The organism is Shigella sonnei (genome assembly GCF_002950395.1).
Lineage (GTDB): Bacteria > Pseudomonadota > Gammaproteobacteria > Enterobacterales > Enterobacteriaceae > ECMA0423.
This window is the reverse complement of the sequence record NZ_CP026802.1, coordinates 1,051,719-1,063,681: the sequence shown is the minus strand read 5'-3', so window position 1 is coordinate 1,063,681 and position 11,963 is coordinate 1,051,719. Positions and strand designations below refer to the sequence as shown.

The following is an 11,963-nucleotide window of genomic DNA, read 5'->3' as shown; positions in this document are numbered from 1 at the left end:
AAATCACGATTCGTGATACAAGGATGCAATGGAAAAAGAAAACGAAAAAATTGCCGCTAGTAGGCTCAATGACAAAATTGCAATGCGTCTTAAAGAGCGCAGGCAGAAGCTTGGTTTATCTCAAGGAAAACTTGCTGAAATCTGCGGATGGACGCAATCGCGTATAGGTAACTATGAGGCGGGCAGCAGAAATGTTGGAGTACATGACGCTGTCGTATTGGGAAAGGCACTTGGCATATCTCCTCCTGAGCTCCTCTTTGGAGAACAGGAATCTTCTGAATTGTGGTTAAATGAATCCCAACGAAAACTTCTTGAGTTGTTTAACCAGCTACCGGGCTCAGAACAACAACGAATGATTGAGCTATTTGAAGTCCGGCTAAAAGAAATCGATGAGTATGTAGAAAAATATTTGAGAGGCAGGATTAAAGATAATCCCCCACCGGAATAATGATCTTGCTATCACAGTAATATGCCAATCAGCCCGCTATCAGCGGGCTTTTTTGTAGCATCATCATATGACACTCACCATAAAACACATTGCGTGTTGACACAAGAAAACAAATTGTGTTTAATAAGCATATCCAAACAACGCCCCACCAGAGAACGGCAGGACAATACCTCGAGTTATCCAGTCACTGAACAGGGCTAAGTAGCCAGCCTGAGGCATACGAACATGACGGCAGTTGTTGATTGATACAAAGCGCAGTAGATAAAACGTTCCGCCACCCGGCGTTAAGGGGAAATGGGGTCAACATGAATACTATCGATCTTGGCAACAACGAATCTCTGGTATGTGGCGTGTTTCCCAATCAAGACGGCACATTCACCGCCATGACGTATACCAAAAGCAAAACGTTTAAAACCGAAGCTGGCGCACGTCGTTGGTTGGGAAGACATTCAGGTGAGTAAAATGAACGAGACAGAATTAAAACACGTTATCGCTCTACTCCTAAATAGCTGCGCGGAATAGTAGATCACTTTGAGGGAACTTAGCCCGGATTGTGCGATCTGATCAATCGCCAAATCAAAACAAATCACCAACCGGACTGAGCAATGCCGATCATAGCACCAATTTCCCGTGACGAACGACGCCTGATGCAGAAAGCCATCCATAAAACACACGATAAAAATTATGCCCGCAGACTGACTGCCATGCTGATGCTGCACCGGGGCGACCGTGTCAGCGACGTTGCCAGAACGCTCTGCTGCGCCCGTTCCTCTGTTGGACGCTGGATTAACTGGTTCACGCAGTCGGGTGTTGAGGGACTGAAATCATTACCTGCCGGGCGTGCCCGTCGCTGGCCGTTTGAGCATATCTGCACACTGTTACGTGAGCTGGTAAAACATTCTCCCGGCGACTTTGGCTACCAGCGTTCACGCTGGAGTACAGAACTGCTGGCAATAAAAATCAATGAGATAACCGGTTGCCAGTTAAATGCCGGAACCGTTCGCCGCTGGTTGCCGTCTGCGGGGATTGTGTGGCGAAGGGCTGCGCCAACTCTGCGTATCCGTGACCCGCATAAAGATGAAAAGATGGCAGCAATCCATAAAGCACTGGACGAATGCAGCGCAGAGCATCCGGTCTTTTATGAAGATGAAGTGGATATCCATCTTAATCCCAAAATCGGTGCGGACTGGCAACTGCGCGGACAGCAAAAACGGGTGGTCACGCCGGGACAGAATGAAAAATATTATCTGGCCGGAGCGCTGCACAGCGGGACAGGTAAAGTCAGCTGTGTGGGCGGCAACAGCAAAAGTTCGGCGCTGTTCATCAGCCTGCTGAAGCGGCTTAAAGCGACATACCGTCGGGCGAAAACCATCACGCTGATCGTGGACAACTACATTATCCACAAAAGCCGGGAAACACAGAGCTGGCTGAAGGAGAACCCGAAGTTCAGGGTCATTTATCAGCCGGTTTACTCGCCATGGGTGAATCATGTTGAACGGCTATGGCAGGCACTTCACGACACAATAACGCGTAATCATCAGTGCAGCTCAATGTGGCAACTGTTGAAAAAAGTTCGCCATTTTATGGAAACCGTCAGCCCATTCCCCGGAGGCAAACATGGGCTGGCAAAAGTGTAGCGGTATTAAGCGCAGCTATTTAGAAGATGCAAAACGCCTCCAGCAACTGGAGCCAAATGCAGGCACTGGGGCACGCATCTGGCTGGCTAAAGAAGCGCTGGAATCTGGCGATTATGATAGCGAAGAAGCCTTCTACAAAGCAGAAGGCCGTACAGGATATTCACCGGGTCTTGGCGGGGTATAAATACCATGCGCATTGACTGAATTCGCAAACAAAAACAGACGCGCGATACCTGGATAGTCGGTCTGCATAGTCAGATATCTGGCTGCGAATTTGATAAATATCACCGCCCTTTTCGGAAACATAAGTTCCGTCCGGGAGTTGATTATACGAACCATCTCCATGGGGGATCGTTCTCCTGAATCCTAGTGAGAGCATATATTTATGAAGCCCTTCGTAATCCTCTGGCTCAGCATTATATAGTTCTACTCTGGCGAGATACGTTGGCATATTCATTTCCTTACTGGTTGTGTGAGAACTTCAGTAAAGATACCACCAAAGCCCGGAGGTGGTGAAATAAAACCGGGCACAACACGAAGGCGCATTTCCGGTATCCATAAAGAGTCGGTCTTGTCTGTTAAATTTAAATGGTGGGAGTGCGCCTCCGGTTGTAAATAACGACATTGCTGTGTGAAGTACCAGTTGGCGGCATCGGTTTAATTGCTGGCTGATGTCCGCCCTTTTTAAAGTGAATTTTGTGATGCGGTGAATGCGGCTCAGCGCACGCGGAACAGTTAAAACAGTAAGGAAAATCCCTTATTCCGGCGTTAATTGTTAACTGGTTAACGTCACCTGGAGGCACCAGGCACCGCATCAACAAAGTTCACTTCGGTGATGAAAGGAAAGAGAAAATGTTGAATGTAGCTATTGAAAACCAGAACGGGTGGAATTATAGTGCACCTGCACCTCATAAAACGGGTGCCGGGATTGCTACCCCGAAGTCATTCACGGCGCATAACCGCGCTCAGGCGGTTTTTTTATGCGTAATGCACAGCCACATTCAAATTATGGTGGGGCGTGCGGGGCAGTCGCAAGACTGGCCGGGTTCCGTGATGACCGGTTGTAGCAACCCTGTACGTCTCACCACCCATGAGATTGCTACCTCCGGTGGTGAGTTAATCAAATTCATCGCGGAGGCTGCCATCATGGCTACTACCCTTTCTCACCCTTGTGTAACCGTAGAAAACGGTCGCGCTGTCACTACGTCTGTTGCGGTTGCAGAGTTCTTCCACAAACGACACGACAATGTGTTACGTGCCATCGCAAATATTGAATGCTCAGATAAATTTACTGCCCTCAATTTTGAAGCGAGCGAATACACCGACTCAATCGGGCGCAAACTCCCAATGTACCAAATCACCAAAAACGGCTTCGTTTTCCTGGTTATGGGCTTCACTGGCAAAAAAGCCGCTGCATTCAAAGAAGCCTACATTGCTGAGTTCGACCGCATGGAGGCCGAACTGCGCCAGAATAACACCCCACCTGCTGACAAGATGATTCCGGGTGATGGTCGCACTCTGGTTGTTCACTTCGACAAATTCGGCAATGTCGAATTCACCGAAACCGTTCCTGATGGCGCACTGGTCTGTACCCTGGAGACTTTCCGGTTTTATCTGGAAAAACAGGGATGGACTCTTGTTAACCGGGGCGCAATTAAAAATATGACTGTGGAACAATTACTCAAAATTCATTGTTGAGGACGCAATAATGGAGACGTTATTACCAAACGTTAATACGTCTGAAGGTTGTTTTGAAATTGGTGTCACTATCAGTAACCCTGTATTTACTGAAGATGCCATTAACAAGAGAAAACACGAACGGGAGCTATTAAATAAAATATGCATTGTTTCAATGCTGGCTCGTTTACGTCTGATGCCAAAAGGATGTGCACAATGAATACAGTATTTGCACTCGTTCTGACGGTTTTTCTTGTTTCCGGTGAACCGGTTGACATGGTTACTGGCGTATACAGCTCAATGAAAGAATGTATGACTGCCGCAGCGAAACAGAAAATTCCCGGTGACTGTTATCCGGTCGATAAAGTTATTCACCATGATAATAACGAAATCCCGGCAGGTCTTTAAAACAGTTCCGTAATAAATATCCGGTTTCATTCTTATATGCCAGCAATGGCAGGGGTTCGCTCAACCTTAATTAAGGAGAAAAACATGATTACCAGTTATGAAGCCACTGTTGTAACTACTGATGACATTGTTCACGAGGTTAATCTGGAAGGAAAGCGTATTGGCTACGTGATTAAGACAGAAAATAAAGAAACCCCATTCACTGTGGTTGATATCGACGGTCCATCAGGCAACGTTAAAACACTTAACGATGGTGTAAAAAAAATGTGTCTGGTGCACATAGGAAAGAATCTGCCCGCAGAAAAAAAAGCCGAATTTCTGGCAACTCTGATTGCAATGAAATTAAAAGGTGAAATCTGAAAAAAAGAAAGCCTGCACACTGTGCAGGCCTGAGTGAAGAACCTGGGACATTTATTCATCACTCGCAGTAATTTTAATCTGAGTTGAGGTTAAAAAACAATGAGCACCGATAAACAAGTTTACCCACTGTATGAGGTAGCCTGAGTTTAACGGACACTCCTTCCTGAAATAGAATGGCATCAGAAGGAGCTAATAATGAGCAGAAAAACCCAACGTTACTCTAAAGAGTTCAAAGCCGAAGCTGTCAGAACGGTTCCTGAAAATCAACTTTCGATCAGTGAAGGCGCTTCCCGATTATCTCTTCCTGAAGGCACTTTAGGACAATGGGTTACCGCCGCCAGAAAAGGGCTCGGTACTCCTGGTTCCCGCACGGTGGCTGAACTGGAATCTGAAATTCTGCAACTGCGTAAGGCGTTAAATGAAGCTCGCCTTGAGCGAGATATATTAAAAAAAGCAACAGCGTATTTTGCACAGGAGTCGCTGAAAAATACGCGTTAATCGAACAATGGCGACAACAATTTCCCATTGAAGCGATGTGTCAGGTATTTGGTGTATCCAGGAGCGGTTATTACAACTGGGTACAGCATGAACCCTCAGACAGAAAACAAAGTGATGAGCGGCTAAAACTGGAGATTAAGGTGGCACATATCCGCACTCGCGAAACATATGGAACCCGGCGGCTCCAGACGGAGCTGGCAGAGAATGGCATCATCGTTGGTCGTGACCGACTGGCACGTCTTCGTAAGGAGCTAAGGCTACGCTGTAAGCAGAAACGCAAGTTCAGAGCGACTACGAACTCGAACCACAATCTGCCAGTTGCGCCAAATCTGCTGAACCAGACGTTCGCTCCTACAGCACCAAATCAGGTCTGGGTGGCGGACCTGACGTATGTTGCCACACAGGAGGGATGGTTGTACCTCGCTGGCATCAAAGATGTTTATACGTGCGAAATTGTCGGCTACGCCATGGGAGAGCGCATGACAAAAGAGCTGACAGGTAAAGCCCTGTTTATGGCGCTCAGGAGCCAGCGCCCACCTGCCGGGCTAATCCACCACTCTGATCGAGGTTCACAGTACTGCGCATACGATTACCGGGTCATACAGGAGCAGTCTGGTCTGAAAACATCAATGTCGCGTAAAGGTAACTGTTACGACAACGCTCCGATGGAAAGCTTCTGGGGAACGCTGAAAAATGAGAGCCTGAGCCACTATCGTTTTAATAACCGGGATGAAGCCATCTCAGTAATACGGGAATACATTGAGATTTTCTACAATCGTCAGCGTCGTCACTCTCGTCTGGGGAATATCTCCCCGGCAGCCTTCAGGGAAAAATATCATCAGATGGCTGCTTAAAAAAAGAACAAATGGTAGTGTCCGCTATTGCCAGTACACCTCAGTATTACGAAGCAAAAAATGACAAAGTAAGAAAACGCCTCGGTATTAAAGGCGGTTTTTACTGGGCTGAAGCGAAAAAATTATCCATTGCCATCTCCCGTGGTGCTGTTGCGATTGACGATGCTGGCTACGATGAAGATGACTTTAAAAAACCTGTTCGCGTCAATTTGCCCGTTGTTGGTGACCTCCCACCAGAAGGCGTGTTTGATACGGAATTCTGCAACCGTTACGAAAAAGGCGGGGAAGATGGCATCACAATGGTATTTATCGCATCTTCTCCCTCTGTTCAGGACAAACCAGCCAGCACTGACAATACCAACGTCAACGGCGAAGACATGACAGAAATTGAGGAGAACATGCTCCTGCCAGTTTCCGGTCAGGAACTGCCCATTCGCTGGCTTGCTCAACACGGCAGCGAAAAACCGGTAACGCACGTTTCACGCGACGGACTCCAGGCATTACACATTGCTCGGGCTGAAGAACTACCGGCTGTTACTGCCCTGGCTGTTTCCCACAAAACCAGCCTGCTCGACCCGCTGGAAATTCGCGATCTCCACAAACTGGTTCGTGACACTGACAAAGTTTTCCCTAATCCTGGTAATTCAAGCCTGGGACTGATAACTGCTTTTTTCGAAGCATACCTGAACGCTGACTACACCGATCGAGGACTGCTGACAAAAGAGTGGATGAAGGGTAATCGTGTTTCACACATCACTCGCACGGCTTCCGGTGCTAATGCTGGCGGCGGAAACCTCACCGATCGCGGCGAAGGTTTCGTACACGATCTGACGTCACTGGCGCGCGACGTAGCCACTGGCGTACTGGCCCGTTCAATGGATCTGGACATCTATAACCTTCATCCGGCACACGCTAAACGCATTGAGGAAATTATCGCTGAAAATAAACCGCCCTTTTCTGTTTTCCGCGACAAATTCATCACCATGCCTGGCGGGCTGGATTATTCCCGCGCCATCGTGGTTGCGTCCGTAAAAGAAGCACCAATTGGGATCGAGGTCATCCCCGCGCACGTCACTGAATATCTGAACAAGGTACTGACTGAAACCGATCATGCCAACCCTGATCCGGAAATCGTGGATATTGCCTGCGGTCGCTCCTCTGCCCCGATGCCGCAGCGTGTAACAGAAGAAGGAAAACAGGATGATGAAGAAAAACCGCAACCATCTTGCGCAATGGCAGATGAACAGGCAACGGCTGAAACAGTGGAACCGGATGCAACTGAACATCATCAGGACACGCAGCCGCTGGATGCTCAGTCACAGGTAAATGCTGTTGATGCGAAATATCAGAAACTGCGGACAGAACTCCATGAAGCCCGGAAAAACATTCCGCCCAAAAATCCTGTCGATGCAGACAAATTACTGGCTGCCTCTCGCGGAGAATTTGTTGAAGGGATTAGCGACCCGAATGATTCGAAATGGATTCCCGGTCATCATATCTCCTCAAATGAAGTCAAAAAAACGGAAAATAAAGTGCGACAGACTGAAGATAAACAGCACCAGAACAGCGAACCGGAGGAGCGAACTGAGGTGTACTGGCAATAGCGGACACTACCATTTGTTCTTTTTTTAAGCAGCCATCTGATGATATTTTTCCCTGAAGGCTGCCGGGGATATATTCCCCAGACGAGAGTGACGACGCTGACGATTGTAGAAAATCTCAATGTATTCCCGTATTACTGAGATGGCTTCATCCCGGTTATTAAAACGATAGTGGCTCAGGCTCTCATTTTTCAGCGTTCCCCAGAAGCTTTCCATCGGAGCGTTGTCGTAACAGTTACCTTTACGCGACATTGATGTTTTCAGACCAGACTGCTCCTGTATGACCCGGTAATCGTATGCGCAGTACTGTGAACCTCGATCAGAGTGGTGGATTAGCCCGGCAGGTGGGCGCTGGCTCCTGAGCGCCATAAACAGGGCTTTACCTGTCAGCTCTTTTGTCATGCGCTCTCCCATGGCGTAGCCGACAATTTCGCACGTATAAACATCTTTGATGCCAGCGAGGTACAACCATCCCTCCTGTGTGGCAACATACGTCAGGTCCGCCACCCAGACCTGATTTGGTGCTGTAGGAGCGAACGTCTGGTTCAGCAGATTTGGCGCAACTGGCAGATTGTGGTTCGAGTTCGTAGTCGCTCTGAACTTGCGTTTCTGCTTACAGCGTAGCCTTAGCTCCTTACGAAGACGTGCCAGTCGGTCACGACCAACGATGATGCCATTCTCTGCCAGCTCCGTCTGGAGCCGCCGGGTTCCATATGTTTCGCGAGTGCGGATATGTGCCACCTTAATCTCCAGTTTTAGCCGCTCATCACTTTGTTTTCTGTCTGAGGGTTCATGCTGTACCCAGTTGTAATAACCGCTCCTGGATACACCAAATACCTGACACATCGCTTCAATGGGAAATTGTTGTCGCCATTGTTCGATTAACGCGTATTTTTCAGCGACTCCTGTGCAAAATACGCTGTTGCTTTTTTTAATATATCTCGCTCAAGGCGAGCTTCATTTAACGCCTTACGCAGTTGCAGAATTTCAGATTCCAGTTCAGCCACCGTGCGGGAACCAGGAGTACCGAGCCCTTTTCTGGCGGCGGTAACCCATTGTCCTAAAGTGCCTTCAGGAAGAGATAATCGGGAAGCGCCTTCACTGATCGAAAGTTGATTTTCAGGAACCGTTCTGACAGCTTCGGCTTTGAACTCTTTAGAGTAACGTTGGGTTTTTCTGCTCATTATTAGCTCCTTCTGATGCCATTCTATTTCAGGAAGGAGTGTCCGTTAAACTCAGGCTACCTCAATAATGAAACTGGCGAAGATGAACTCAACTGGAAAAAACAGGTGTTGATTGCGGCGGTTTACGGTTTATGTGCGAATCCTGCGTGCATAGCCTATGCGCCTGCAATCCCTGACATCGCAATGATGATTGCCAACAAGCTTGAAAATTTTGGAGTGACCAGTGATGAGCGCTTACCCGATTTTTGATCGTATTGAAGAAATGGCATGGGCTCGCCACTACCAGCAGATCGTTCGTGAAGAAAAAGAAACGGAACTGGCGGACGACCTGGAAAAAGGTCTGCCTCAGCACCTGTTTGAATCGCTCTGCATCGACCATTTGCAACGCCACGGTGCCAATAAACAGGCAATCAGCCACGCATTTGATGATGATGTTGAGTTTCAGGAGCGCATGGCAGAACACATCCGGTACATGGCTGAAACCATTGCCCACCACCAGGTTGATATTGATTTGGAGGACTAAAATCTATGGCGCTTTTTCAACGAGCAATAAACACACAGGCCTATCTAAAAGCAGGAATTATGGGGTTTGCTGGCGACGGCAAAACCTACACAGCAAGCGAACTGGCTATTGGTCTGGTAATGCTTATGCGGCAACGGGGAATTGAAGCTGGTAACCGCCCGGTAATGTTTCTGGACACAGAAACAGGCTCTGACTGGGTTAAACCCCGCTTTGATGCGGAAAATATCGAATTATTTACGGCAAAAACCCGCTCGTTTGTTGATCTGCTTGAAGCCATTAATGAAGCGGAAAGCAGCGGTTCCGTAATGATCATCGACTCCATCAGTCACTTCTGGACCGGATTATGCGACGAGTATGCCAGACGCCGAAACCGTAAACGAGGACTGGAATTTTCAGACTGGGCGTGGCTCAAACAGGAGTGGCGACGCTTTACCGATCGATTTGTTAACAGTCAGGCGCACATTATTATGTGCGGGCGTGCAGGATATGAGTATGACTTTTTCGAAGGTGATGATGGCAAACGCCAGTTGGCAAAAACCGGTATAAAAATGAAAGCAGAAACAGAAACCGGTTATGAACCCTCCATCCTGATCCAGATGGAGAAGCAAATGAACATAGAAACCGGTCAGGTGTGGCGCACCGCCAGAATACTAAAAGATCGCTCCACCCGTATTGATGGACAGGTATTTTCAAACCCAACATTTAAAAACTTTCTTCCTCATATCGAGTTTCTTAACCTGGGAGGTGAACACCTCGGCATCGATACCTCACGGGATAACAGTGAATTATTTGCCAACGACGGTACACCGACATGGCTAAAAGAAAAGCGTGCAAAAGAAATCGCACTTGATGAAATTATCGAGTTGTTCAACAAGCACCATGGGGGCACCAGTAACGACGCCAAACGCGCAAAAGCTGATTTGCTGGAAAAAACATTCACCTCCCGCTCATGGGAAAGAATCAAAGGTATGGACTGGCCGACAATCAAAGCTGGTCGTAATGCACTATGGATTGAACTGGAAGGCGTTGAATATGCATTCCCGGATCCACAAACACAAAACGAAACGCAACAAGCAGGATACGATGAGAATATTCCGGTGTAAAACCAAGTGCATTTTGGACACGGTTTTTGAAAATATTAATGGAGGTGTTCATGTATAAAATTACAGCCACTATTGAAAAGGAAGGTGGTTCTCCTGCCAGCTGGACAAGATACTCAAAGACAAAACTAACGAAATCAGAATGCGAAAAAATGCTCTCAGGGGAAAAAGAAGCAGGCGTTTCCAGAGAGCAGAAAGTAAAACTGATAAATTTTAATTGCGAGAAACTTCAGTCCTCGTGAATTGCATTGTATTCAAATTATGGATTTGCCCCTATATTTCCAGACATCTGTTATCACTTAACCCATTACAAGCCCGCTGCCGCAGATATTCCCGTGGCGAGCGATAACCCAGCGCACTATGCGGATGCCATTCGTTATAATGCTCGAACGCCTCTGCAAGGTTCTTTGCTGCCGTTAACCCGTCTGGTTTGGGCATGATACTGATGTAGTCACGCTTTATCGTTTTCACGAAGCTCTCTGCTATTCCGTTACTCTCCGGACTCCGCACCGCCGTGTTCTTCGGTTCAAGTCCCAACATCCGGGCGAACTGGCGTGTTTCATTAGCCCGGTAGCATGAACCATTATCCGTCAGCCACTCCACTGGAGACGACGGAAGATCGTTGCCGAAGCGGCGTTCCACCGCTCCCAGCATGACGTCCTGTACTGTTTCACTGTTGAAGCCGCCGGTAGTCACCGCCCAGTGCAGTGCCTCACGATCACAGCAGTCCAGCGCGAACGTGACACGCAGTCTCTCTCCGTTATCACAGCAGAACTCGAACCCGTCAGAGCACCATCGCTGATTGCTTTCTTTCACGGCCACTCTGCCTGTATGTGCCCGTTTCGATGGCGGTACAGCAGGTTTTCGCTCAAGCAACAGCGCATTCTGGCGCATGATCCGGTAAACACGTTTGGCATTGATCGCAGGCATACCATCAAGTTCTGCCTGTCTGCGAAGCAGCGCCCATACCCGACGATAACCATACGTGGGCAGCTCTCCGATAACATGGTGTATACGGAGAAGCACATCCGTATCATCAGTGTGACGACTGCGGCGGCCATCCATCCAGTCATCGGTTCGTCTGAGAATGACGTGCAACTGCGCACGCGACACCCGGAGACAACGGCTGACTAAGCTTACTCCCCATCCCCGGGCAATAAGGGCGCGTGCGCTATCCACTTTTTTGCCCGTCCATATTCAACGGCTTCTTTGAGGAGTTCATTTTCCATCGTTTTCTTGCCGAGCAGGCGCTGGAGTTCTTTAATCTGCTTCATGGCGGCAGCAAGTTCAGAGGCAGGAACAACCTGTTCTCCGGCGGCGACAGCAGTAAGACTTCCTTCCTGGTATTGCTTACGCCAGAGAAATAACTGGCTGGCTGCTACACCATGTTGCCGGGCAACGAGGGAGACCGTCATCCCCGGTTCAAAGCTCTGCTGAACAATTGCGATCTTTTCCTGTGTGGTACGCCGTCTGCGTTTCTCCGGCCCTAAGACATCAATCATCTGTACTCCAATGACTAGTCTAAAAACTAGTATTAAGACTATCACTTATTTAAGTGATACTGGTTGTCTGGAGATTCAGGGGGCCAGTCTAAATTAAAACTTCATAGCTGATTATTAATAATCAACATCGGGCGTCAATTTCAGCCTAACATTGGCGCCTGCCAGAGGTGA

At 48.2% G+C, this 11,963-nt stretch carries 12 protein-coding genes and 4 pseudogenes; 14 read left to right on the top strand and 2 right to left on the bottom strand.

The window, feature by feature from the left end; all coding sequences use genetic code 11:
- Positions 1-28: 28 nt before the first annotated feature.
- The 10 genes and pseudogenes from C1P89_RS05645 to C1P89_RS05590 all read left to right on the top strand — a co-directional run.
- The gene (locus tag C1P89_RS05645) at positions 29-448 is read left to right on the top strand and encodes a helix-turn-helix domain-containing protein (RefSeq protein ID WP_000410104.1); all 420 of its coding nucleotides are present in this window, start codon (positions 29-31) and stop codon (positions 446-448) included.
- 305 nt (positions 449-753) lie between these two features.
- A complete protein-coding gene (locus tag C1P89_RS05640) occupies positions 754-909 on the top strand; it encodes a DUF1391 family protein (RefSeq protein ID WP_001091979.1) in 156 nt (51 codons plus the stop codon).
- Positions 910-1,053: 144 nt separating this feature from the next.
- Positions 1,054-2,085, top strand: a complete 1,032-nt coding sequence (locus C1P89_RS05635; protein ID WP_005136263.1) for an IS630-like element IS630 family transposase — start codon at positions 1,054-1,056, stop codon at positions 2,083-2,085.
- Positions 2,066-2,191 (top strand): annotated as a pseudogene (locus C1P89_RS26240) (hypothetical protein); the annotation flags it as partial. The gene C1P89_RS05635 and the pseudogene C1P89_RS26240, both read left to right, overlap by 20 nt.
- A 746-nt stretch (positions 2,192-2,937) precedes the next feature.
- On the top strand, positions 2,938-3,783 hold the full coding sequence (locus C1P89_RS05615; protein WP_000935585.1) for a Rha family phage regulatory protein: 846 nt from the start codon (positions 2,938-2,940) through the stop codon (positions 3,781-3,783).
- Positions 3,767-3,982 (top strand): annotated as a pseudogene (gene dicB, locus C1P89_RS05610) (cell division inhibition protein DicB); the annotation flags it as partial. The gene C1P89_RS05615 and the pseudogene dicB, both read left to right, overlap by 17 nt.
- Positions 3,970-4,170, top strand: coding sequence for a DUF1482 family protein (locus C1P89_RS05605; protein ID WP_269151788.1), 201 nt, complete (start codon positions 3,970-3,972; stop codon positions 4,168-4,170). The pseudogene dicB and the gene C1P89_RS05605, both read left to right, overlap by 13 nt.
- Positions 4,171-4,254: 84 nt before the next feature.
- Positions 4,255-4,530: a hypothetical protein gene (locus C1P89_RS05600; protein ID WP_005049830.1), complete on the top strand. Its 276-nt coding sequence runs from the start codon at positions 4,255-4,257 to the stop codon at positions 4,528-4,530.
- Between the two features lie 195 nt (positions 4,531-4,725).
- A protein-coding gene (locus C1P89_RS05595) for an IS3-like element IS600 family transposase (RefSeq protein WP_087879933.1) occupies positions 4,726-5,882 on the top strand; the annotation gives its coding sequence in 2 pieces (ribosomal slippage) (positions 4,726-4,975 and positions 4,975-5,882; 1,158 coding nt in all).
- 17 nt (positions 5,883-5,899) lie between these two features.
- Positions 5,900-7,372 (top strand): annotated as a pseudogene (locus C1P89_RS05590) (RecE family exodeoxyribonuclease); the annotation flags it as partial.
- Between the two features lie 138 nt (positions 7,373-7,510).
- Here the strand turns inward: C1P89_RS05590 and C1P89_RS05585 are convergent.
- Positions 7,511-8,667, bottom strand: a protein-coding gene (locus C1P89_RS05585; RefSeq protein WP_087879933.1) for an IS3-like element IS600 family transposase whose coding sequence is annotated in 2 segments (ribosomal slippage) — positions 7,511-8,418 and positions 8,418-8,667 — 1,158 coding nt in all. Because the reading frame shifts where the segments join, the coding sequence is not laid out codon by codon here.
- Positions 8,668-8,754: 87 nt separating this feature from the next.
- On the opposite strand from C1P89_RS05585, the pseudogene C1P89_RS05580 reads away from it, so the two are divergent.
- The 4 genes and pseudogenes from C1P89_RS05580 to C1P89_RS05565 all read left to right on the top strand — a co-directional run.
- A pseudogene (locus C1P89_RS05580) lies at positions 8,755-8,916 on the top strand (exodeoxyribonuclease VIII); the annotation flags it as partial.
- Positions 8,894-9,190 (top strand): host-nuclease inhibitor Gam family protein, encoded by a 297-nt coding sequence (locus C1P89_RS05575; protein WP_001277359.1) that lies wholly within the window; start codon positions 8,894-8,896, stop codon positions 9,188-9,190. The pseudogene C1P89_RS05580 and the gene C1P89_RS05575, both read left to right, overlap by 23 nt.
- Before the next feature lie 5 nt (positions 9,191-9,195).
- Entirely contained in the window at positions 9,196-10,293 is a 1,098-nt protein-coding gene (locus tag C1P89_RS05570) for an AAA family ATPase (protein WP_041031528.1), read from the top strand.
- A 50-nt stretch (positions 10,294-10,343) separates the two neighbouring features.
- Positions 10,344-10,532, top strand: a complete 189-nt coding sequence (locus tag C1P89_RS05565; RefSeq protein WP_000276806.1) for a DUF1187 family protein — start codon at positions 10,344-10,346, stop codon at positions 10,530-10,532.
- A gap of 31 nt (positions 10,533-10,563) precedes the next feature.
- Here C1P89_RS05565 and C1P89_RS05560 read toward each other — a convergent pair.
- Positions 10,564-11,792, bottom strand: a protein-coding gene (locus tag C1P89_RS05560) for an IS3-like element IS2 family transposase (protein ID WP_088895425.1) whose coding sequence is annotated in 2 segments (ribosomal slippage) — positions 10,564-11,477 and positions 11,477-11,792 — 1,230 coding nt in all. Because the reading frame shifts where the segments join, the coding sequence is not laid out codon by codon here.
- Positions 11,793-11,963: the final 171 nt, after the last annotated feature.

Bases quoted from the DNA above. Each gene is read 5' to 3' on its own strand.
- C1P89_RS05645 (WP_000410104.1), top strand. From the start codon at position 29: ATGGAAAAAGAAAACGAAAAAATTGCCGCTAGTAGGCTCAATGACAAA.
- C1P89_RS05615 (WP_000935585.1), top strand. From the start codon at position 2,938: ATGTTGAATGTAGCTATTGAAAACCAGAACGGGTGGAATTATAGTGCA.
- C1P89_RS05600 (WP_005049830.1), top strand. From the start codon at position 4,255: ATGATTACCAGTTATGAAGCCACTGTTGTAACTACTGATGACATTGTT.
- C1P89_RS05570 (WP_041031528.1), top strand. From the start codon at position 9,196: ATGGCGCTTTTTCAACGAGCAATAAACACACAGGCCTATCTAAAAGCA.
- C1P89_RS05565 (WP_000276806.1), top strand. From the start codon at position 10,344: ATGTATAAAATTACAGCCACTATTGAAAAGGAAGGTGGTTCTCCTGCC.
- C1P89_RS05640 (WP_001091979.1), top strand. From the start codon at position 754: ATGAATACTATCGATCTTGGCAACAACGAATCTCTGGTATGTGGCGTG.
- C1P89_RS05575 (WP_001277359.1), top strand. From the start codon at position 8,894: ATGAGCGCTTACCCGATTTTTGATCGTATTGAAGAAATGGCATGGGCT.
- C1P89_RS05635 (WP_005136263.1), top strand. From the start codon at position 1,054: ATGCCGATCATAGCACCAATTTCCCGTGACGAACGACGCCTGATGCAG.
- C1P89_RS05605 (WP_269151788.1), top strand. From the start codon at position 3,970: ATGTGCACAATGAATACAGTATTTGCACTCGTTCTGACGGTTTTTCTT.